The organism is Synergistaceae bacterium DZ-S4 (assembly GCA_025943965.1).
GTDB classification, from domain to species: Bacteria; Synergistota; Synergistia; order Synergistales; family Synergistaceae; genus Caenicola; species Caenicola nitritireducens.
Genome location: JAPCWD010000004.1, coordinates 93786 through 116464 on the forward strand (window position 1 = coordinate 93786; position 22679 = coordinate 116464).

Annotated in this window: 24 protein-coding genes; 15 read left to right on the forward strand and 9 right to left on the reverse strand. The window is 49.7% G+C overall.

Translation table 11 applies throughout. From position 1 onward, the window contains the following. Positions 1-2: 2 nt before the first annotated feature. The gene (locus OLM33_03800; protein ID MCW1712796.1) at positions 3-761 is read right to left on the reverse strand and encodes a sulfite exporter TauE/SafE family protein; all 759 of its coding nucleotides are present in this window, start codon (positions 759-761) and stop codon (positions 3-5) included. A 47-nt stretch (positions 762-808) separates the two neighbouring features. Between OLM33_03800 and OLM33_03805 the strand changes: the two genes are divergently transcribed. Further along, positions 809-1630 (forward strand): MBL fold metallo-hydrolase, encoded by an 822-nt coding sequence (locus OLM33_03805; GenBank protein ID MCW1712797.1) that lies wholly within the window; start codon positions 809-811, stop codon positions 1628-1630. Positions 1631-1643: 13 nt separating this feature from the next. Then, complete coding sequence (locus OLM33_03810) at positions 1644-2009, forward strand: metal-dependent transcriptional regulator (GenBank protein MCW1712798.1); 366 nt, start codon at positions 1644-1646, stop codon at positions 2007-2009. A 1-nt stretch (position 2010) separates the two neighbouring features. Here the strand turns inward: OLM33_03810 and OLM33_03815 are convergent, their stop codons facing one another. The 3 genes from OLM33_03815 to OLM33_03825 form a co-directional block, all read right to left on the reverse strand. Beyond that, complete coding sequence (locus tag OLM33_03815) at positions 2011-2607, reverse strand: biotin transporter BioY (GenBank protein MCW1712799.1); 597 nt, start codon at positions 2605-2607, stop codon at positions 2011-2013. A gap of 72 nt (positions 2608-2679) precedes the next feature. After that, positions 2680-3372, reverse strand: coding sequence for a DUF554 domain-containing protein (locus OLM33_03820; GenBank protein MCW1712800.1), 693 nt, complete (start codon positions 3370-3372; stop codon positions 2680-2682). A gap of 124 nt (positions 3373-3496) precedes the next feature. Further along, positions 3497-3898 carry a hypothetical protein gene (locus OLM33_03825; GenBank protein ID MCW1712801.1) on the reverse strand — a complete coding sequence of 134 codons (402 nt, stop codon included), beginning with the start codon at positions 3896-3898 and terminating at the stop codon, positions 3497-3499. Positions 3899-4203: 305 nt separating this feature from the next. On the opposite strand from OLM33_03825, the gene OLM33_03830 reads away from it, so the two are divergent. Further along, positions 4204-5511, forward strand: a complete 1308-nt coding sequence (locus OLM33_03830) for an O-acetylhomoserine aminocarboxypropyltransferase/cysteine synthase (GenBank protein ID MCW1712802.1) — start codon at positions 4204-4206, stop codon at positions 5509-5511. A gap of 185 nt (positions 5512-5696) precedes the next feature. Here the strand turns inward: OLM33_03830 and OLM33_03835 are convergent, their stop codons facing one another. Further along, complete coding sequence (locus OLM33_03835; protein MCW1712803.1) at positions 5697-6020, reverse strand: pyrimidine/purine nucleoside phosphorylase; 324 nt, start codon at positions 6018-6020, stop codon at positions 5697-5699. 119 nt (positions 6021-6139) lie between these two features. Between OLM33_03835 and nudC the strand changes: the two genes are divergently transcribed. The 10 genes from nudC (at position 6140) to OLM33_03885 (ending at position 17264) form a co-directional block, all read left to right on the forward strand. Then, positions 6140-6904, forward strand: a complete 765-nt coding sequence (gene nudC / locus OLM33_03840) for an NAD(+) diphosphatase (GenBank protein ID MCW1712804.1) — start codon at positions 6140-6142, stop codon at positions 6902-6904. Positions 6905-6992: 88 nt separating this feature from the next. Further along, a complete protein-coding gene (locus tag OLM33_03845) occupies positions 6993-7802 on the forward strand; it encodes a M48 family metallopeptidase (protein MCW1712805.1) in 810 nt (269 codons plus the stop codon). Beyond that, a complete protein-coding gene (gene cobO / locus OLM33_03850; protein MCW1712806.1) occupies positions 7802-8329 on the forward strand; it encodes a cob(I)yrinic acid a,c-diamide adenosyltransferase in 528 nt (175 codons plus the stop codon). The genes OLM33_03845 and cobO overlap by 1 nt, the downstream gene beginning before the upstream one ends. A 94-nt stretch (positions 8330-8423) precedes the next feature. After that, on the forward strand, positions 8424-8918 hold the full coding sequence (locus OLM33_03855; protein ID MCW1712807.1) for a rubrerythrin family protein: 495 nt from the start codon (positions 8424-8426) through the stop codon (positions 8916-8918). Between the two features lie 201 nt (positions 8919-9119). Further along, positions 9120-11264, forward strand: coding sequence for an AMP-binding protein (locus tag OLM33_03860; GenBank protein MCW1712808.1), 2145 nt, complete (start codon positions 9120-9122; stop codon positions 11262-11264). Positions 11265-11401: 137 nt separating this feature from the next. Beyond that, positions 11402-12514, forward strand: a complete 1113-nt coding sequence (locus OLM33_03865; protein ID MCW1712809.1) for a sodium ion-translocating decarboxylase subunit beta — start codon at positions 11402-11404, stop codon at positions 12512-12514. 153 nt (positions 12515-12667) lie between these two features. After that, complete coding sequence (locus tag OLM33_03870) at positions 12668-14020, forward strand: hypothetical protein (GenBank protein ID MCW1712810.1); 1353 nt, start codon at positions 12668-12670, stop codon at positions 14018-14020. Positions 14021-14141: 121 nt separating this feature from the next. Continuing rightward, complete coding sequence (locus OLM33_03875) at positions 14142-15077, forward strand: DMT family transporter (GenBank protein ID MCW1712811.1); 936 nt, start codon at positions 14142-14144, stop codon at positions 15075-15077. 16 nt (positions 15078-15093) lie between these two features. Next, positions 15094-16362, forward strand: coding sequence for an MFS transporter (locus OLM33_03880; GenBank protein ID MCW1712812.1), 1269 nt, complete (start codon positions 15094-15096; stop codon positions 16360-16362). After that, positions 16350-17264: a DMT family transporter gene (locus tag OLM33_03885; GenBank protein ID MCW1712813.1), complete on the forward strand. Its 915-nt coding sequence runs from the start codon at positions 16350-16352 to the stop codon at positions 17262-17264. Before OLM33_03880 ends, OLM33_03885 begins: the two co-directional genes overlap by 13 nt. Positions 17265-17415: 151 nt before the next feature. Here OLM33_03885 and OLM33_03890 read toward each other — a convergent pair whose 3' ends face one another. Further along, positions 17416-18165 (reverse strand): aspartate/glutamate racemase family protein, encoded by a 750-nt coding sequence (locus OLM33_03890; protein ID MCW1712814.1) that lies wholly within the window; start codon positions 18163-18165, stop codon positions 17416-17418. A gap of 354 nt (positions 18166-18519) precedes the next feature. Here OLM33_03890 and OLM33_03895 point away from each other — a divergent pair, with 354 nt between their 5' ends. Both OLM33_03895 and OLM33_03900 read left to right on the forward strand, forming a co-directional pair. Beyond that, the gene (locus tag OLM33_03895) at positions 18520-19023 is read left to right on the forward strand and encodes a TlpA family protein disulfide reductase (GenBank protein ID MCW1712815.1); all 504 of its coding nucleotides are present in this window, start codon (positions 18520-18522) and stop codon (positions 19021-19023) included. Continuing rightward, positions 19024-19698, forward strand: a complete 675-nt coding sequence (locus OLM33_03900; GenBank protein MCW1712816.1) for a cytochrome c biogenesis protein CcdA — start codon at positions 19024-19026, stop codon at positions 19696-19698. 89 nt (positions 19699-19787) lie between these two features. On the opposite strand, the gene OLM33_03905 is transcribed toward OLM33_03900, so the two are convergent. From OLM33_03905 to OLM33_03915, 3 genes are all read right to left on the reverse strand, one after another. Then, a complete protein-coding gene (locus tag OLM33_03905) occupies positions 19788-20348 on the reverse strand; it encodes a DUF308 domain-containing protein (protein MCW1712817.1) in 561 nt (186 codons plus the stop codon). Between the two features lie 275 nt (positions 20349-20623). Then, positions 20624-21706, reverse strand: coding sequence for a butyrate kinase (gene buk, locus OLM33_03910; protein ID MCW1712818.1), 1083 nt, complete (start codon positions 21704-21706; stop codon positions 20624-20626). 2 nt (positions 21707-21708) lie between these two features. Further along, positions 21709-22623: a phosphate acyltransferase gene (locus OLM33_03915; protein ID MCW1712819.1), complete on the reverse strand. Its 915-nt coding sequence runs from the start codon at positions 22621-22623 to the stop codon at positions 21709-21711. Between the last annotated feature and the right edge of the window lie 56 nt (positions 22624-22679).

Sequence of the window (22679 nt, forward strand, 5' to 3'; positions counted from 1 at the left end):
TCTTAACGGAATGCGTCCAGGAGCATTTTGACCGAACTGACCAAGACAGCTGACGTCAGTATCCATCTCGTATAACGCATGTCAGCGCTCAGGTTGAACCTCGCCCCAACATTGCCTCCGGCCGCAGATCCGATGGCAAGCGTGAAAGCTGTTTTCCAGTCGACCATCCCGAATGATGCAAAAAGTGCCAGGCTAGCCATGGTGTAAAAAGCTACGACCACTATCTTAAGTATGTTTGCCTCTTTAAGGTTTTTCCTGCAGCCTCCCGAAATGGCCCAGATGAGGAGAAAGCCTACTCCGGCCTGTAGGAACCCCCCGTAGATACCTACGGCGAAGAGGGCCGCACTCCTCATCGGCATTGATAGCGGTTCGCCCTTCGGCTCATCCCACATCTTTGGCTTAGCGGCGAGTAGGTATCCCATAGAAAAGATCGAAAGTGCAGCAATTATCCGGAATGTCTTTGAGGGCATGTATACTGCCGTCAGGGTCCCCGCTGCTGCCCCTGCTGCTGCAGGGATGACATAGGAGAGGGCATCCCTGAAGTCTATCTCCCCCTTTGAATGGTAATGCCTCATCGCGGACAGGTTCTGGACCAGTATCGAGACCCTGTTGGTGGCGTTTGCCACACCTAGATCAAGTCCAATGAAGTTTAAGATCGGAAGGGTAAGGAGGCTGCCGCCGCCGGCCGTGACGTTCAGAAAGCCGGCTGCCAGGCCTGTAAGCATTGCAAGTGTCAGCTGATAAATATCACTCAGAACCATAAGCGGATGACCTCCGTATCATGTAAAATCATCAGGGGGTGGTCGGTATGCTGAAGTTGAAGGTACTGGTAGACAATAATACACTCATTGACAGATATTTTACAGCCGAACCGGGTCTCAGTTTCTGGATAGAGTCCGATGGAAAGAAGATACTGTTCGATGCGGGCTATTCTGACGTCTTGATCAATAATGCCCGTATAATGGGTACAGACCTGAACGGGATGGATATTGCGGTACTCTCGCACGGGCATAACGACCACACATGGGGACTCAACCACCTGGTACAGCACTTTGACAGAACAATGAAGACGGGCAGACCGAGGCTTATCGCCCATCCGGGAGCTTTTGAAAGAAAGCGCTGCGGCAGCCTGGAGATCGGGATGACATTAAGAGAAGACGTACTCAGTGAGTATTTCAACATTACAAAATGCTCAGCTCCGGTCAGGATAACGGAAAGGCTGCTCTGGCTCGGGGAGATACCGGCAAAGGACGGCACCAGGAGAACAATAGGCAAAACGCTGATAGACGGCGAATGGGTCCCGGATGCATGTTCTGACGACTCAGCGCTGGTATACGAAGCTGAAGCGGGAATTGTCATAATAACGGGGTGCTCACACTCCGGTATCTGTAATGTGATCGACTATGCCGTAAAGCTGACCGGAGCGACGAGGATCCTGGACGTCATAGGAGGGTTCCACCTGCAGAACGCAGACGAAGAGATAATGAAAAGGACGGTAAAGGGACTCACAAAGGCAGCACCGGAGACGATCCGCCCTTGCCATTGCACCGACCTGAAGGCTAAAATGAAGCTCGGTGCATCGCTTAAGGTCGAAGAAGTCGGCGCAGGCCTTGAACTTGACTACGAATGAGAGGTTGGACGGAATGCAGGAATCAGGCGAAAACTATCTTGAGACTATACTGATCCTAAGGGAGAGGAACGGTACAGTCCGTTCCATAGATATTGCGAATGAACTCGGGTATGCCAAGCCGAGCGTCAGCAGGGCGGTCAAACTCCTTGTAAAAAGGGGCCTGATAGTGATGGAACACAGCGGGGAACTTGTTCTGACCGAAAAGGGCCTTGTGATGGCAAATGCGATCTATGAGAGACACAAGATAATCTCGAAATTTTTCGTGGACATGCTCGGAGTCGAGAAGAAGACAGCTGACACGGACGCCTGCCGGATAGAGCATGTCATAAGCGAAGCCACTTTTGAAAAAATTAAGGAATATATCAGCAAGGGAGCTTAGCTCAGATACCAGAAAATACTGTGGTCTTCCTGATCCTGAGAACAATTACAGAAGATATGAAGGCCTTGATAATATCCCCTCCGATCGTGCTGAAAAAACCGACGGAGAGGACCTTCATGAGAGGCATGCCATTTCCCGGCATCCAAAAATTCACTATCAAATAAAGGTGAACAAGACCGAAAATATATACAGCAGCTACACCTGCAAGAGCTGCTGCTGCGTATTCCTTTGCCGACGGCGCGCGTCCGTCTGCAGACATTCTCTGCGTTAGTGTTCCGGTCACCCATGCGCATGCAACGAACCCCACAACATATCCAAAAGAGGGCATAAAGATGGACGAAAGTCCCCCTCCTCCTGTGAAGACAGGTATCCCCACAAGCCCCATCAGCATATACAGCCCCTGTGAGGCAGCCCCGTACTTGGGCCCCAGAAGCAGTCCGGCGAGCATGCAGAACATCGTTTGCAGCGTAAAGGGCACAAGGGGAAGTGGAATTGCGATCCTGGCTCCTATTGCAGTGAGTATGGCAAATATTGAGATGTATATTATCCGGCGTGTTTTCATGGAGGAGATGATATCTTCAAACGGGAGACTTGTCAACTAATATTATTTCAACAGTTGACAAGTCTCCCGTTTGTCTCCTGATATCTGGGGCGATGCCGTCTGTGGCCGTCAGCTGAAAAATTGTAAAAGAAGGACAGCTATGACAAGGCCGGGAAGCATGTTCATTACACGGATCCTCATGAATCCCAGAAGATTGATCCCGATCCCTACGAGCATCAGGCCTCCTGTGGCGCTCATTTCCAGGACCGCAGCTTCGGACATGAAGGGCTGTATCCAGACTGCCGCGAGGGTCATGGCTCCCTGGTAGAGAAACACCGGAACAGATGCAAATATGACTCCGAACCCAAGGGAAGCGGCCAGCGCTATCGATGTCAGTCCGTCGATGAGGCCCTTTGCCAGCAGCAGAGAGGGATACCCTCCAAGTCCCTCTTCAAAGGAACCCAGGACTGCCATGGATCCGGTGCAGTAGATAAGGCTTGCCGCGATGAAACCTGAAGAAAAGCCCTTTGCGCTCTCACCGAACCTGCATTCCAAAGCAGCACAGCCTCTTTCCAGCTTTCCTTCAAGGTCAAGAAGTTCTCCCAGAACAGATCCCGCCGCAATGCTTGCGATAACTATAAGGGGCTGTTTTGTGCCGATCGACATGGAAAATCCCAGCGATACGACAAATATCGCCATTCCCTGTACGGGCAATTCAAGTATTTTGGGGGGAAGCTTTTTCCTTACGGCAAGGCCGATGAGGGCTCCGCATATAATAAATAATGCGTTTGCTATGCTCCCAAAAAGAGGGATACCTTTCATGAACTCCAATAAAATTCTCCTTTTTTGTAAAAACTGATCATGAATTTTACTACGAGCAGCTTACAGTGTACACAAAAGAAAGAGAGGCCGGCTGATCCGGCCGGCCTCTCTGCGATTTGGACCTCTAACCCAGGATGACTCGTTCGTTGTTGATGTAATCCCTGAGTTCCCTGCGCAGATACTCGTGGACCATCTCGTCAGCCTTTTTCTGCAGCTCTTCCTTCTTTTCCTCGAAGAACTTGGCGCAGGCATCTTCATCAAACTCTTCTTCATGTCCCTCGGCCAGTTCCTCAACGAGGCATTCAATGCAGTCCGCACCCAACTCAGGCAGAGAGGCCCAGCGTATCGAGTCCTCCTCCATGGCTCCGCGGCTGTTGAGCACTGACTCAACTACACTGTAAGTCCCGCTGTTTGTTGCCGCCATCTCCTCAGCATAGTTCGCTGCATCCGCCTCACTGTCAAATACGCTCGCATCAGTAACTTCCAACCCCTGTATGTGAGTTACCACCCAAACTTTTTCCTGCATATGAAACGCCCCCCATAATGATTATCTTAGAATGGCAATTACTATAGACATAAAATCAACGCTTGTACAGTAAAAACGACCGGTTTTCTGAACATTGACCGCCTTTGTTGACTTTATTATAGGTGAAGATTAGAATTTCCGCTAATATCGCGGACTGAATTTGAGTATGTTCCCTGCCGGACGCCATTCTTCAGCAATAAATCCAAGAAAAGCCAGCTGTCTGATCGTCGGGGGAAAACTATGACTGAGACAGGGCCTGCTCATTATGAGCCCCGGTCTCTATTCTCCAAAGGGGAGGAATGGGTATGTCGGAAAAAAAGAAAAACTTCGGAATGATGACCAAAGCACTGCACAGCGGATGGAAGTGTGACCCCGCCACAGGAGCGTCGGGACTCCCGATCTACATGACCTCTGCGTATCAGTTCAGGGATACGGACCACGCCGCGAGACTCTTCAGCCTGGCTGAAGAAGGGCATATCTACTCCAGGCTTTCCAACCCTACTGTATCCGCTTTTGAAGAGGGACTCAACTCGCTTGAGGGAGGGAGCGGATGCGTAGCGCTATCGTCGGGGCAGTCAGCCTTTACTCATCTCATAGCCGCCCTCTGTTCCAAAGGAGACAACGTGGTCGTTTCAAGAAAGATATACGGGGGCACTCTTACCCTTTTGCAGAACGTCTTCTCGAGGTTCGGCATCGAAACCATACTCGTTGACAGCGACCATCCCTGCCAGGTGGAACAGGCGATAAACGACGGAACAAGAGGGATAATAACAGAGACCATAGGCAATCCGATGATGAACGTGGCACCTTTGGAAGCACTTGCCAGGATAGCTAAAAGGCAGGGAGTCCCGCTGATAATCGACAACACATTTGCCTCACCCGTCCTCTGCAGGCCGATAGAGTGGGGTGCAAATGCTGTTATACACTCGACAACAAAATATATTTCCGGCAACGGCAACGTTATTGGAGGGGCGATAATAGACGGAGGCAATTTCGACTGGTCGGCATACCCAGACAAATTTCCAGGGATAACAAAGCCTGATCCTGCCTACCATGATATAGTATTCGCCGATAAGTTCGGACCCTCTGCCCTTTATGCGAAGCTGCACATGGCGCTGATCCGCGACCTTGGAGGGTGTCAGTCGGCCTTTGACGCATACCTTCTCCATCTTTCGCTGGGCACTCTGCCGCTCAGGATGGAGAGGCACAGCAATAATGCTGTGGAAGTCGCTGAGTACCTGGAAAAACACCCCTCGGTCGAATGGGTAAGATATCCCGGTCTCGCAAGCCACCCTCAGAATGATATGGCAAAGGTATACCTGAAGAATGGCTGCGGCGGCATGATGGCCTTCTCGATCAGGGGAGGAGTCCGGGCAGGAAAGAGGTTTATTGAGAGCCTTGACCTGATAGGGCATATGGCCAATCTCGGGGACTCCAGGACTATCGTCATCCATCCTGCCAGTACTACCCACAGCCAGCTTACACCTGAACAGAGGGCGGCTGCGGGGATAGGCGAGGGCCTTATAAGACTGAGCGTGGGCCTTGAGGATTTCAAGGACATCAGGGAAGACCTGGCATCGGCACTCTCTGCTGCATCGGCGCAGAATGGGTGAGCGGGTGAGCGCCTTTAAAGGCCGCAGCATCGTCATCCTTGCAGGATGCTAATGTTATGAGGCAGGGACAGAGTGCTAAGCTTTAATAATTTTTATGAAAAAAAAGATGAGGATACGGGGGTCTCCACCGTATCCTCATCTTTAAAGGATCTCGTTCAGTACCGGTAATTTAGCCTTGTGCCCGTTCAGCTGAGTGGTATGTAGGAACACACGTACTGGACAGGTACGTAGCAGCGGAACCCGAACTTGCTGTTGCCTGGCAGGTTGAAAGTCTCGCCTGCCTTGATCTCCATATATTCTGTTGTTCCGGGAAGGCGTACCTGACAAACACCGTCGATGATCTCCATGATCTCCGCGTCGCCTGTTCCGAATTCGTAATCGCCGGGGAGGAAAAGTCCGAGTGTCTTGCGGTCGCCCTCTGCAGTGTAGATGGTGTGGCTTACTACCTTACCGTCAAAGTATACGTTCGCCTTGGCAATTGCTGTAACATTTTCGAGCTTTTCTATCATCTGGTAACGACCTCCTGAAAATTGAATGTTTGATTATGATAGTGTCATTTTGCACATACGTCTAGTACAATGGGGGCAGTTTGGGAGAAACAACATAAACAGACTCTGGAGGATGCGTCTTGAGCAAATATTATATTTTCTGCAATGGGAAGATCCTGCTGAAAAGCGGAGGCAAAGAGCTTCCTGATACGGTATCAGACAGGGAACTGGAACCCTTTTTCAAGGCGAGCGGAAGTGTTGACAGGGAACATCCGGATATGGATAGGTGGGCGGAGATCGATCCGGAGTCAGAGCTGTCCGACAGATACGTAATAATGGAGAGAAGATCGATCTGGCCGACCTTTGAGGAGAGGGAATTTTTCAGGGCGGGCAAGGCATTCCACCTGATGGACTGGCAAAGGACCAACAGATACTGCGGAGTCTGCGGGACCGGAACTGAATATGATCCGGCAGAAGGAGCCATGAGATGTCCGGCCTGTGGTGAGATATATTATCCGGTGATCTCCCCTGCGATAATAGTGGCGGTCGAACGGGAAGGAAAACTTCTGATGGGTCACGGAGTCAATTTCCCTCCGGGCAGGTTCAGCGTCCTGGCCGGGTTCGTCGAACCGGGTGAGAGCCTTGAGGAATGCGTGAAAAGGGAAGTGTATGAGGAGACAAGGATCAGAGTCAGAAATATCAGATATTTTGGCAGCCAGCCCTGGCCCTTCCCGAGATCACTTATGCTTGGCTTTACAGCGGAATGGGAGAGCGGGGAGATAGAAGTCGACGGCAGGGAAGTCACCGAAGCAGCATGGTTCGCACCTGACGAGATCACGGATGTATTCCGTGGACTGAGCATTTCATGGAAGCTGATAGAGAATTTTATCAAAAAGCATTCGTAAACTACCGATGCGGCGACAGCCTTATCAGATGACAATATTGACAATATGTGTGTAAAAATTATGCTTTTAGGGCACGGAGGCGAAATTAATGGCATTTACCGATAAAAATAAATTGCTTGCAGTTTTAGCGGTTTCTGTGCTCTTGTTGCTTACCCCCGGCCTTTCAGAGGCAAAACTGAGCGCCGAGGATGCCAAAGCCGTATGGTCTCGCGTTGCAAAGGCGACAGAACTTAACGGACTTCCTTTTAACGTGAAGGAGGAAAAGATCCCCAACGCTTGGGTCACGAATGGCAGCTCAGTAACAGTAACGACCGGACTGCTTCAGATCCTTGACACCCAGGCCGAATTGTACGGGGTGCTGGCCCATGAAGCCGGGCATGCAAAGCTTGACCACTATGAAGACACAGTAAAGAGAGGGGTAGGACTTTCAGTAGCCGCCACTCTGCTTGGCAAGCTGCTCGGGGGAGGCATCGCTGAGACTGCGGCAGGGGTAGGCGCAAACCTGGCTTACTCCGGCTGGAGCAGGGAACAGGAAGTTGAAGCGGATGACTATTCTGTCCGCCTTGCCCACAGGATGGGAGAGGATCCGGTAGGGCTTTACAGCGCGTTGCTCAAGCTTTCAAAAGTTGGCAGCAGGCCTCAGCCAAGCGGATTCAATTCACACCCTCCTGATGACCGGAGGCTTCTGCACCTCAGAAACGAGATACTCGGCCTTGATCCAAAAGCCAAGTTCCCTGACGGTTCCGAGAAGGGTACAGTAATTCAGCCGAAATCGGAGATAGAAAGCGAAACGGACGGAACTGTTGCCAAAAAGGGCGGTTATGACATAGACGCCGCCATAGAAAGACTGAAGAGGGAAGAGGCTGCAAAGGCGCAGGCCGGAGGACAGAGCAGCTGATGTTCGGCGAAAGGGGCCTTGTCCACATATATTCCGGAGATGGAAAGGGAAAGACCACATCAGCGCTTGGACTCGCGATGAGGGCACTGGGGCACGGAGCCCGTGTAAAAGTGATCCAGTTTATGAAGGGCTGGAATAGTTACGGAGAACTTAATACGGCACTGAAGCTTGAAGGGCTGGAGATCATCCAGACCGGCAGATCCGACTACGTCTACAAAGGCAGGGAACAGCCGGAGGACTATGAAGAGGCTGAAAGGGGCATGGAAAAAGCGCGCGAAGTCATAAACGGAGGCTGCTGCGACATGCTCATACTTGATGAAATTAATGTTGCGATCGATTACGGACTTGTTTCCCCTGGATCTGTAGCCGAACTTGTAAAAAACAGACCTTTCGGAATGGAACTTGTCCTGACCGGAAGAGGAATGCATCAGGAGCTTATTGCCCTTGCAGATCTTGTTACAGAGATGAGGGAGATCAAACACCCCTACAACAGGGGGGTCCTGGCAAGAAAAGGGGTAGAATTCTAGTTGACATTGACCTTATTATGGGTTAACCTAAAATCGTTTTAAATTAAATCGGAAGACTAAAAATAATATAAATACCAATAGGAGGAAAAGATCAATGAAGACAAATGAAAATCTCGCAACTGCATTTGCAGGTGAATCACAGGCCAACAGAAAGTATCTCTGCTTCGCGGCACAGGCGGAAAAAGAGGGTTTCACCAGTGCGGCAAGACTTTTCCGGGCTACGGCTGAGGCCGAGACCATACACGCTTTTGCGGAGTTCAAAGCGAAGGGCGGAATAGGAACAACAGCCGAGAACCTTGTTGCGGCAAAAGAGGGTGAAACATATGAATTCACCGAAATGTATCCCCCGATGATCGAGGATGCGAAGGCAGAGGGAAACAACGAAGCAGCCCGTATTTTCCATTACGCCAACGAAGCCGAAAAAGTACATGCGCGCCTCTACGATGAAGCGCTGGCAAATCTCGGAAATGAACCGGAGGGACAGGATTACTATCTTTGCCCGATATGCGGCTATATCCACAAGGGTAAAGAGTCGACAAGCCCCTGCCCGATCTGCGGAGCCAAACCTTCAATATTCAAGAAATTCTAGAGAAATTTTCAAAACAGAAGGTAAAGAGGACATATTCAGGGCCGTTAAGCGTAAAGCTCCAGCGGCCCTTTTGGTTTTTCCTTATCAAATAAAGAGAAAAGAGGTGAAATGTTTAAACTGCTCAACGTCAGAGGTTTTTAGCCGCTGTTGTCCATGCTATAATAAACCATTATCTTCTTTTTGGGGAATGAGGAATGCTCAATGTGGCTTATGATAGTTAAGTTTTTTCTGAATCTTTTTTTTCGGATAGAGATCAAGGGATGGGAGAACTGGGAAAAAGCAGGAGACGGAGTGTTGATAGCTCCAAATTATGTCTCATTCATAGACCCTCTTATTTTGGCAGTATGCCTTCCTGAAAAGGTCCCTTTTGCAATAGAGCGAAGGCTGACAAAAAAACGATTCATAAGCCTTTTCCTTCCGCTGGCAGAGACTCATATACTTGACGCAGACGCACCGCTGACACTGAAGTATTTCCTGAATCACCTCAAGAATGGGGGAAGATGCGTTATCTTCCCTGAACTCCAGCCCACCACGATAGGCAATCCGATGAAAGTTTCACAGGGCGTCGCAATGATAGCCGACCACACAAAGGCAAAGATCCTTCCGATAAACATAAAAGGCACTGAACTTACCCCCTTTTCACGCATCCAGCACAAACCCGGCCTGCGTTTTTTTTCCAAAGTCACCATAACGATCCTTCCGGCAACACAAATAGATATTCCTGATGACATGTCAGGTCCTAAAAGGGCCGCAGCCGCCGGCAGGGCCCTTGAAAAGATCATGGATGAGGCATCTCTCGCAGCAAGAGTGAAGGAAAAGCCCTTCTTTGACGTTCTCCTCGACGCAAGAAAACAATACGGAGGCAAGTTCAGGATCTTCTGCGACCATGGGCAGAGGCCTATAACGTACAACGGATTTATAACCAGGGTGCTTCTCATCGAAGATGTGCTGAAAAATGCAGACATGGCGGGCGACAATATCGGAGTGCTTCTGCCGACTTCTCTGGGAGGGGTAGTTACAATGTACTCACTCCAGAAAATGGGGAAGATACCTGCAATGCTGAATTTTTCTCTTGGCGGCCGCTCATTGGTGAACTGCTGCCGAACTGCCTGCGTAAAGACGGTAGTCACGTCAAGAAAGTTTATTGATCTTGGAAAACTTGAAGCTCTCATAACCGCAGTTGAAGAGGAGGGTCTGAGGGTCATATGGCTGGAGGACCTGGCTCCCTCGATAACCAAATTTAAAAAGATATCCGCTGCGTTAAAAACTATTTTTATTAGATCGAACCCGGTAGTAGAAGGAGAAACGGACAAGCCGGCAATAATCCTCTTCACATCCGGATCGGAAGGGGCGCCCAAAGGCGTTGTGCTGAGCTACAAAAACCTTCACACCAACCATGCGCAGATGTACACCAGGGTCGACTTCTACCGGTCAGACAGGATACTCAACACCATGCCTATTTTTCATTCATTCGGGCTCTGCGGAGTGTTCATGCCTGTGACTCTCGGAATATTCGTCTACTTCTATCCCTCTCCGCTGCATTACAAAACGATATCGACCATCTGTTACGATGAACGGATAACTTTCCTTTTCGCCACGGATACCTTCCTTGGAGGCTATGCGAAGGCGGCATCGGACAACTATGACTTCGCGACGATACGCATGCTTGTGCAGGGAGGTGAGAAGCTGAGGCACTCAACACAGGAGATATGGTTCGAAAGGTTCAGCATAAGGATAACTGAAGGATACGGGGTCACAGAGGCATCTCCGGTCGTTGCCAACAACTACTACGCTCACCACAGGAGCGGTACCGTCGGACAATTCGTTGCGGGAATAGAATACAGGATAGAGCCGGTAGAGGGAGTGCACGAAGGGGGAAGGCTCTGGATCAAGGGACCCAACGTGATGCTCGGTTACCTCAGGGCAACGGACCCTGGCGTTATAGATCCTCCGAAAGACGGCTGGTATGATACCGGAGACATAGTCAGCGTCGATGAAGACGGGTTCGTCAGGATACTGGGCAGGGCGAAAAGGTTTGCTAAGATAGGCGGCGAGATGATATCTCTCGCTGCAGTGGAGGAGGTCCTCTCTGAAGTATGGCCGGAAGACAAGCACGCCGTGGTTATGATAAAGGGAGGCCCGAGAGGTGAGACGCTCTCGCTGGTGACCTCAAAGCCTGAACTGAAGAGGGACGAACTGCGCCAGACGCTTTCGGATCTCGGAGTCGCAGAGATAGCGGTACCCAAAAAAATACTGACGATGGAAAATATCCCCTTGCTTTCAACGGGAAAGATAGACTATGTCTCCCTTGAAGAGATCCTTAAAGACATTGACCCCGATTCCTGATACAGCTCTTTTTATTTGTAACGGGAAGTGATATAAGTATCTTTGACGATACCAAGATGAGTATCAGGTGTAGAATGCTTCTGTCCTGAACTTACAGAAATTTCCGGAGGTGCGTCCTGTTGGATCTCTTTTCAAATATGATCGCGGCGGTCACATGGCAGAACATGGTAATGATGCTTGTCGGCGCGTTCCTGCTTTACCTTTCGATAGAGAAGAACTTTGAACCGACCCTTCTTCTGCCAATGGGATTCGGGACCCTTCTTGTCAATCTGCCGCTGTCATCGGCACTTGACCAGATGGCCGGAACAGAGATGGTGGAGGGCGCGCTCTCCATGCTCTTCAGGCTCGGCATCGCGACTGAGATACTTCCCCTGCTGATACTTATAGCGGTCGGCGCCATGTGCGACTTCGGACCTCTTTTGGCGAACCCGAAAGTCTTTCTTTTCGGACTAGCGGCACAGATGGGGATATTCCTCACGATGGGTATAGCGCTCCTCCTCGGCTTCAACGTCTATGAAGCTGCTTCGATCGGAATAATAGGAGCTGCGGATGGCCCAACGTCGATATATGTCTCGACCAGATTCGCTCCCCATCTGCTGGGTCCGATATCCGTGGCCGCATATACTTACATGGCGCTGGTGCCTATGATCCAGCCCCCGGTCATACTGGCCATCACGTCCGAAAAGGAACGGCGAATGAGGATGCCGGCCCCAACAAGGACTGTGACGAAAAGGGCAAGGATAATCTTCCCGATAGCCGTTACGATGCTCGGCGGGATAATTGCGCCCGCTTCAGTATCGCTGCTTGGCTTTGTTATGTTCGGTAACCTCCTCAGGGAGAGCGGAGTCACGGAAAGGCTTTCACAGGCGGCCCAGAACGAGCTCGCAAATATTGTGACCATCCTGCTTGGTTTTTCTATCGCCGCAACTATGACGGGTGAGAAATTCGTAAACGTAAGCACCATGATAATAATAGCGATGGGCCTTGTCGCCTTTGTCCTCGATACTGCAGGCGGGGTCATGACCGCAAAGGTGCTGAACCTTTTCCTTCCGGAAGGCAAAAAGATCAACCCAATGGTAGGAGCCGCAGGGATCTCTGCCTTTCCGATGTCGGCAAGGACGATCCAGAAGCTAGGGCAGAAAGCTGACCCCTCAAACCATCTCCTGATGCATGCAGTCGGTGCGAATGTCGCAGGTCAGATCGGCTCCGTGCTTGCGGGCGGAGTGCTCCTGGCGTATCTCGGCGGCTGACATAGCCCGGATCCAAAACTTTCTGCAGCTTTTATCTGCCGGTCCCTTCTGTATTGGGACCGGTATTTTGTTTTTGGGTAAATTTTAAATATTATTATGAATTTTTTTTGTTTATCGTGTCTGATTATTCTGATATAATTCACAAATAAGGAGGTGGAGCGATTCCCTAAAACAGCCAGAAACATTTCCCTCTTCGTGATCCCTTCTGCATTTGGTGTCTGTGCTTTTTTAGTCCCTTTTGAATGGCACGGAAATGTCAACACGCTTATCGGACACTGCAAAGAATATTTACTGGCACTGCTGAAGGATGATCTCGGCGGTCTGGTCGTAGCTATCTCTCTTGTCACTGTGATACTCAGCGTAACAGCGACGGCAATAAGACCGGAGTGGATCATGAGGAATCAGATCTTCAGGGAAAACCTCATCTGCAATCCCTTCTGGTTCATAGCGAGGTTTTCAAGCATCCCAATAGCAATGGCAGCTGCGTGGGGGAACACCGACATCTTCGGTTTCGTCATCAGGGATGCACAGCTGATAGTCCTCAACCTTGCCCCCAAACTTATTATTCTGACTTTTATAATTGCCATGGCGGTGCCCATGCTGCTTGACTTTGGCCTGGTGCAGTTTGTAGCCGTTTACGCGAGCCCTGTCATGAGGCCGCTCTTCAAAGTCCCGGGACGTTCAGCTGTAGACTGCATCGCTTCCTGGCTCGGGAGCAGTTCGATGGCTGTAGTGATCACGGCAAAAATGCATCACTCCGGCTATTACAACGACAGGGAAGCTGCAGTGATGGTTACAAGCTTTTCCCTCACTGGGATATACAACATTTACGCCATCGCGACCCTTCTGGATTTCAGATATGCCTTCCCTCAGATAATATTCTCCGTTTACCTGACAATGTTTTTCCTGGCGGTATTGCTCCCAAGAATATGGCCCTTGAGATCGATCACCGAGAATTACCACGGGGGGATCGAGACGTACGATGTATTGCCGACAGAAGAAAGACATGGGCATTCCCTGTTCGCCTGGGCGCTTCTGAGAGGGGTAAACAAGGCGCGCCATATGACTTTGAAAATGTATTTTAACGAGACGCTTTCAGTTGCTGTGCCCCTCCTCTTCGGTACTGTCCCTCTAATGATAACTTTCGGCACTGTACTCATGGCTGTAGCGGACATGACCCCCATCGTCGATATGATCGCGTATCCTTTCTCATGGCTGATCGGCCTGTTGGGTGTACCGGAAGCAAAAATCCTTGGCGGAGCAACTGTATTCGCCTTTGTTGATCAATATCTTGCTGTAGCCTACGGACAGATGCTTTTTTCAGAACAGGCCAGATTTCTCTGCATCTGCCTGACCGCAACAGGACTGATAAACCTGACTGAGATCGGGCTGCACGTGTGGCACTCTTCAATTCCGGTAACATTCCTGCAGATGTCGGTCATCTATCTGATCCGGATAGTGATCTCTCTTTTCATACTGATACCTCTCGCATTATTATTTTTCTGAAGTGATCCGTGTCCCATTTAAAGTCATTCCGTGAACAACGACCGGAGCTTATCATATATATCCGGCTTGTATCGGAGGGGAAAAATGTATACAATATATCAATTTGGCAGGGGGTGCCGGAATGCCTTTATGGGGTTTTCTTCTTAGTTTCGTTGTCGCTATAATGTGGGCCGCTTCGCCGATAATGGTGGCCCGGGGCATGGCGCTGTCGAAATGTACCTCCAACGAGATAAATCCCATCAGGTCAATATCATTTTTTGTTTTCACCCTGGCTCTCGCCCTGATACATACAAACGGAAGCATACCGATAATCCTCTCTCCAAAAGCGCTGCTTTACATAGGCGGCAATGTGCTTCTGGGATATCTTGTAGGAGACGTGCTCTACTTCATCGCTATAAAAAAGATAGGAATAAGTCTTGCAGTGCCGGTTTCCAACTCATACCCCATGCTTGTCGTCCTTACGTCATGGCTTTTGCTTGGCGAACCGATAACAGTACAGATCGTCACAGGGATAATCGTAGTCATAACCGGTCTTCTCCTGCTGAGATTCGGAGGAGTGAAGGAAAAAGAGAATGAAGGTGCCCCTGCCCCTGATGAGATCGGCCTCTCAAACCTGATGAAAGGGTTCCTATTTGCCATCGGAGCCGGACTTGCGTGGGCGATCGGAGCTCCTCTGACAAAAATGGCCATGGAGGCTTCCGGACTCGGCCCTGTCGAGATATCCTTCTACAGGGCGGCCGCACTGCTGATAATGGCTTGGGGATACAGGCTCATCCTTGTAAAATTCCGGCCCGCAGTCCTGATGCCTCTGAAAGCAGTCCCCCTCAAAGCGTGGGGCTACATGCTGGCAGCCGCTGTGATCGGTCTTGCAATGGGTTCTATACTCTACACCACATGCATCAGGGTAATGCCTGTCGCAGTTGTTACCGCCATCACCTCGACCAGCCCGTTCATAGCGGCTCTCTTCGGTCACTTTGTGCTTAAGGAAAGCCTGACAAGGCTTCAATGGGCAGGGGTGATGCTGATAATTACCGGCTCCATAACAGTGAGTATTTAGGATAGTCTCTGTGAAGATGGTCGTCCCCGATTCTCTTCGGGCACTTAGAAGCAGGAACTACAGGCTTTTTTTCATGGCCCAGGCGATATCGCTGACGGGCCTCTGGATGCACCGTGTAGCCATGGGGTGGCTGGTATTCAGGCTGACGGGACTTAACAGCGCTCTTGGGATAATTGATTTTGCTGCCTCCATATCAGTCTTTTTATTTGCTCCGTTTGCAGGGGCTTTGATAGAGAGATGGGATCTGAGGAAAACATTGTTCTGCTGTCAGGCAGGATGCATGATAATAGCATTCATACTGGCCTTTCTTACCCTTACAGGCCTTGTGACTTTCCACATAGTGGTATTCATGAGCCTGATGCTGGGCCTTGTAGATGCCTTTGAACTGCCATGCAGATATTCACTTGTCTCTTACATGGTAGACAGAAAAGAAGATGTATCAAACGGGGTAGCTCTTAACTCAATGAATTTTAATATCGCCAGAATGATCGGACCATCGATAGCCGGATTTGTGATACATGCCGTCGGTGAGGGTGTTTGCTTTCTTGTAAACGGTTTTGCCTATTCCTCGACTCTTTTGGCTGTAAAAAAGATGAAGATGGGCCGTCCTCCGATCGGGAAAAATGACGGAAGCAGATCAAGGCCCTTGAAAGATACTGTCGAGGGCTTAAAGATGGCCAGGAAATTTGAGCCCAGCCGATATCTGCTGATCCTTATCGCTTCTACCGGTTTCTTTTGTTTTCCAAGCATAGTCCTGATGCCTGCAATGGCAAAAAGTGTGCTGGGCGGGAACTCCGAGACTCTGGGATTTTTGCTGATGGGGGTAGCGATAGGGGCGCTTTTGGGATCATTTATAATGGCATCGCTGAAATCTTCGCAAAGGTTGTACTGGTGGTGTACCAGGGCATGCCTTGCTTTTGGAGTTTCAGTTATCCTTTTTTCGTTTTCAGGAAACATATACGCCGGGATAGCGCTTGCCGCTCCTGTCGGATTTTGTATGGTGACAAGCACTATTTCGTGTAATACACTGCTTCAGTCTATGGCACCTGCCGCGAACAGGAGCAGGATAATGGCGCTTTATACCATGGCTATCCTGGGGATCCCGCCATTTGGCAGTTTGCTTTCGGGAAGGCTGGCTGACCATCTCGGTACTGACTGGGCACTTTTTATATGCGGATCGATAAGCGCAGTGATAGCATTTTACTTTATGAAGAAGATCGACAGGGTCAGAGATCAGATTTCAGAAGCTCTGGAAGACCCGGAGGCAGTTCAATGGGAGAACTAAAAACAGAATTCAATGCGAAACAGATATTGATGGCAGATATGCTTTTGGTGCTTGTCGCCCTGATATGGGGTGCCGGCATTCCTATGAGCGCATTGCTAGCCAGAACGATCACCCCTCTGTGGGCAGTCGCGCTAAGGATGCTTTTGGCTGCTTTTTTTCTTATATTGATCTTTCCTCAGAAAATAATAACATCCACAAGACGGGACTGGGCGATATCTTCAATTCTTACAGCTGTCCTCACCGGAGTATTTATATCCATGACCTTTGGTCTGGTTTACAGCACTGCAAGCAAGCAGGCCTTTATTGGCGGGCTGAACGTAATTCTAGTTCCTGTCTTTGTCTGGATCATCTATAAGACAAAACCAAGTTTGTGGATATTTGCAGGTGCGGGCATAACCACCCTGGGACTGCTAGTAATGGGCTTTACCCCCGGGATGGAATTCAACAGCGGAGATTTTCTTTCTTTCATAATGGCGATCTTTTATGCGTTCCAGGTCCTGGCTGCAGGATTCGGCGCAAGAAGGGTCGAGCCATACCGTCTCGTTGCCCTTCACATAATAATGCTTGCAGCAGTCATGACAATATTAGCCTGCATATTTGAGCCACTGCCTGAAATTGGATCATTCAGCATCAAGATATGGGCGACTCTGCTCTGTGTTTCTCTTGGAAACACGATATTGTGTTTTATTATCCAGTTCAAAGCCCAGAGGATCACTCCTGAGTCACACGTCGCAGTCATCTTTTCGCTGGAGGGCCTTTTCGGGTATATGGTCGCAGTGCTGAGCGGGCAGGACCCATTCCATCTCCAGGGAGCATTTGGAGGTATGTTGGTCATAGCCGGAATGATGCTGACTGAAACCGAAACTTTTCTTAAACAGAGGAGATCCCCGAAGCAACTTTAACAAAAGTTTTTTCCGGACCCGCCTATTGCATTATTAATTGACCGTTTTACCCTGTACCGGTGTACTTATAAAACATAATGAAAGGACCGGTCGATGGAAATGCCGGTCCTTAGTCTAAATATAAATCAGAATTATAAGCGAAGCTTTTCAATTACATCCGGTAGTCCGGTCCGCAGTATTTTGTCGGGTTCAAAGCTGACTCCACGTGTCTTATCATCGTTATGAAATCAAATACAGGCAGTCCGGTGTGTGCGTGTACTGCTGCAGCAAAGGGAGGAAGATCACTGCATTCGAGCTGTATAGCCGCCACTTCGGGGTGGTCTTTGAGCATCTGATTACATACTTCGAGTATCTCTTTCTCTATTACGTCGGTATCCATTGTGCCTTTTTCTTCCAGAACAGAGGAACGGAATTCGTATTTCCCCTCCATGCCGTAAAGCACTACCGGCATATCGGGCGTAATGCCCACATTTCTTAGATGCTGATCAGTCATTACAGAAGCGTTTGCCGAGATTATCCCGACTTTCTGCCCACGCTTTAAAGTTCTTGTAATAAACGGGACCTGAAGCATGCTTGACATGAAGACAGGGATGTCGACCGCGTCGGCGATCTCCTGCTGGAAAAGGGCCATAAAGCCGCATGCGCCTGTTATTGCGCGAACCCCTTCGGCTTCGAGCTTTCTCGCGCCTTCAAGGAAGGGTTCCAGAAGGGTAAGGTCCCTCTGATTCAGAAGCCTTTCGATCGAGGCTCCCTTTACTTCATGGTAGCGGACAGGAAATGGATAGGTCGTAGCATTTCCGACGTTTCCCGGAACGCAGGGATATGCAGCATCGAGTATGAGGATACCTATGGGTTCACCGTCCCACGAGCGCGATTTGCTTCTGATCTTGTAAAAAGGCATACTTACTCCCCCCAAATGGAATGTAATCATAGTATTGAAAATAACAGTGACATGACCTAACTGTCAAGGAGACATCAAAATAGTTCAATTTTTAAAGCAGTTTTAAAAATACGCCGCATCACGTAGGACAGCAGTAAAATTTAAATATAGAATGATAAAATAATAATGTAAATCAACTTTCCCACCGTTTTTCCCGCATGCTTCTAAGCGGGAAACCAGTGGCTTCAGTATTTTGGAGCAATTGGGGCTCCGCTAAAAAACATGCGGTCGAGGCGAAAGAAGGGATTTAGTTCTACTTACTCGAACTGGTGGGAAAGTTCAGTAATGTAAATCGAAAAATGGGAGAGATGCAACATGAAGAAGTCGATTCTGACCATTGCCGCAGCTTTTGTTCTGATATTCAGCTTTACACAGGCTGTTTGTGCCCTCGAACCGGGCACTGCAGTAAGCGACTTTGAACTGAAGGACATAGAGGGGAAGGCGGTAAGGCTGGGTGACTACAAAGGAAAGACAGTCGTGATCAATTTCTGGGCCACGTGGTGTCCGCCGTGTAAAAAAGAGATGCCCGACTTCGACCTCCTTGACAAGGAACTTAAAAAGAGCAAGCAGGCGGTGCTCCTTGCCGTGAATATGACTGACGGGAAGAGAGACACCAAAAGCAAAGTCGAGGCATTCATAAAGGAAAATAATTTCGGCATGAAGGTACTCCTCGATACAGAGGGAAAAGCCGCCAAGCTTTTTGATATAAGATGGCTTCCCACTACAGTTGTAGTTGATGGCAAAGGCATACTTCGCTGGCAGGTCCTCGGGGAAACCACCAAAGAGGATGTTCTGAAGGCAGTCAGGGATATTAAGTAAATGTGGGCAGACCTTCCGCTCCTATTCCTTGAAGGCTTTCTTGCCTTCATCTCTCCATGCATGCTTCCGATGCTGCCTGTATACCTGATGTACCTTGCGGCAGAAACAGAGCATGGAAAGAGGGCCAGCATCGTAAACACGATAGGATTCGTCTGCGGGTTCACTGTGGTCTTTATGGCGCTCGGAGCCACTGCTACCGCGATAGGATCGCTGATGAATGAACACAGGATGCTTCTGCAGAGAGTCAGCGGAGCGATCATCCTGGTCTTCGGACTGCACTTTCTCGGTATCCTGAAGATAGGCTTCCTTGATGTTGAAAAGAAGATAGATCTGGGTCTGAAGAAGCGAGGAGGCTTCATAGGAGCCCTGCTCTTCGGCTCAGCTTTTTCGCTTGGGTGGTCGCCATGCCTTGGACCCTTCCTGGGTTCGGCCCTCATGCTTGCTGGGAGCGGCAAAACAGTTATGCAGGGTGTATTTTACCTGTTTGTGTTCTCAATGGGGCTGGGAGTGCCCTATTTGCTTGCGGCTGTATTTTTCACGAACATAAAGGGTGTCTTCCAGTGGCTGAAAAAACATGGCAGGCAGATAAAGACCGTATCCGGCTTTGTCCTTGTACTTGCGGGACTGATGATGCTCTTTGACCTTTTCGGTTATTGGGCAGGACTCTTTGCCTGATTTGAAAAGACAACAGATAAAACTGAACCGGAAAGACGGGCGTCTCCGGCTCAGTTTTGGTGGTTTTTCTTCTTAGTAATTGTGTATCCTCAGCAGTCTCCAGAGGCTTTGGAGCATCCCCTGCCCAGCAGGATAAGGCTCATCCCGCTGAAGACAAGATTTATCCCGAGTATGATCCCTATCATCGCGGCTCCTGTGAAAAGGTTTTTCCACATCATGACGGAGAGGATGATCCCGAGAAATCCGGAGACGAGGATCCAGATCGAGCCCTCTATCTCCCTTACTCGGAAATACTCAATGACCTTGGTGGCCCCGTCAGCCATAAAATATGCCGCAAGTATTATGCTTAGGGTCATAACTCCTGCCATGGGATGGACCAGGAATATGAAACCGGACGCCATGGCGGCCACAGCCATTATCGTCTCCTGCCACGGGATCCCGCCGTCACTGAAGCCTCTGAAGGCACTCCACCCCTGACTGAAGGCTACTGCTATCAAAAGCATGCCGACAATAGTTTCAACTGCGAACGATGCGATAAGAGGCATTGAAAGAGAGATGAGTCCCAGGAGAAGCATAAGCCCTCCTATAAAGTAGAACCGCCTCTTGTTTTTTTTGAGGTCCTCTTTGGAAAACTTTCCGGTAAAGAGCATTGTATCGCCTCCTCTTATTCTTTTTCCTCAGATCCCTTTGAGCCTTTTGCAAAATCTTTTATTTTCGATACGATCCATGAGAATGACGCGGCGACCGCCACGATCGGCAGAAGCAATATTCAGGGAGGACATCCCCCGCGACGTTTTTTTAATGTCAATTCGAACACCTCCGGTCATTGATATTGGATCGATCGTCTCACACCTATACCCTAAACGGGAGGGGGTAATTACTGTATTATCTGTAATCATTCTATTTTACATATGATCCGGAGGTCTTAATTTCCGACAAACTCACCGCTTGGGTAATTTCTTGGTTTCTCTTCCTTCATAAGCACCCTTTCTGCGCCTTTGAAGAGGGCCTCAAGTTCGTTTTCTCCTGGCACGACTCTTATAGGGGCAAGGAATCTGATCTTTTTGATAAGCATTCCGGTCAGGATGTCGGAGTATGCCATCCCGCCGGTGAGTATTATCGAGTCGATGTCTCCGTCGAGGACGGTGGACATCTCCCCGATACCCTTGGCTATCTGATAGGCCATGGCCTCTAGGACAAGTTTTGCATTAGGGTCATGTTCAGCAATTTTACCGGCCTCCCTAATGTCCCTTGTTCCCAGATATGCCACCATGCCCCACCCCGAAAGAAGTTTTTTCTTGAGTTCAGCCTCACTGTATATCCCGCTGAAGATGAGGTCGACCAGTTCCCCCACCGGAAGCCCGCCCGCCCGTTCGGGAGAGAAGGGTCCGTCAGCCTTTGCGCCGACCACGTCAACTATTTTACCGCCGCAGTGAGCTCCGATCGTTATACCGGTACCCAGGTGGGCAACGACGAATCTGCAGTCTTCATATTTTTTCCCGAGTTCAGCCGCCGCTTTTCTTGCCACTGCTTTCTGGTTGAGGGCATGGACGAGGCTTGACCTTTTTATTTCAGGTGCACCTGAGATCCTTGCTACTTCAGTCAGTTCGTCCACAGAGACCGGATCGACTATGAAAGCCCGGCAGCCCGACATCTCTGCGAATCTTTTGGCGATGAATGCTCCCAGGTTTGATGCATGTTCCCCGCGCGGAGCCTCTGCCAGGTAATCCGTCATCTCTTTTGTGACAAGGTATGTGCCGCTGGGGATCGGAGCAAGTATGCCGCCTCTTCCGACAACGGCATCAAAGCTCTCCGGCAGAATGCCTTTCTCGAGAAGGGTTTGCCTTATTAGTTCGAATCTATGGTCAAGCTGATCCAGAACGCATTTATATGCAGAGATAAGGTCTTGGTCGACAGGTATGTTTTCCTTAAGGATCTCTTTACCGTCCTCGTAAACCGCTATTTTTGTAGAGGTCGATCCGGGGTTTACTGCCAGGATCCTGCTCATGGCTATTTCATCCCGCCGGAAATAATGCATGCAAGGGCCATGCTGAGGAATTTTGATTCAGGCGGATCAGACCTTGATACCAGAACTATGGGCACCATTGCCCCAAGGACCAGTCCTGCCATCTGAGCGTGACAATAGTGGACAAGGGTCTTGCAGTGGACATTGCCGCACTCGATGTTCGGAACCAGTGTAAGGTCGACCTTGCCTGCTATCTTGCTCTTTATCCCCTTGTGTTCCGCATATTTTTGGGATGCCACGACATCGATCGCCATAGGACCTTCGACCGTGCATGTGCAGGGCAGGTCGTTGAACTCGCCCTCTTCCCATGCCTTTACTATCCCGGCTGCATCGACGGTAGACTGTATGTTGGGATCCACTTTTTCGTTAGCTGCCAGGCATGCCGCGTTTACATGGTCGTATCCGAGAGCGCTTATAGCTTCAAGTGCGTTTCTCAGTATCTGTTTCTTCTGGTCAAGGTTAGGTGCGACGTTGAAGCCGCTGTCCGTACAGAAAGAGAGGTGGTTTTCACCTGGTATCTCCATTATCGCCAGGTGGCTCAGCAGGCGTCCTGTCCGAAGGCCGTTTTCCCTGTCAAGGATAGCCTTCAGAAAATCGGAAGTGTTGATGAGTCCCTTCATGAGGGCATCGCCCATTCCGTCCCTTACGCTCTGCACCGCGATAGCCGCTGCCGCAGGCAGTGAGCCTGCGTGGATGATATCCACCTTGTCCGAGATGCCCGCTTCCTTTACCTCAGGCAAGATCACTTCGCTGTCTCCGGTCAGTATCGCCCTTCCGAGCCCCCTCTGCATGGCAAGCCTTATGGCCTCTATGCTTTCATGATCCGCCGCAGCAAGGACAACTTTGCTTCCTGCAAGACAACCGCTGCTGTTCATTATCTCTATAAACCTTTTATACATAAACACACCCCCTTTACGTAACATTATAATATCTTGAACCGTTTTTGCATTATAAT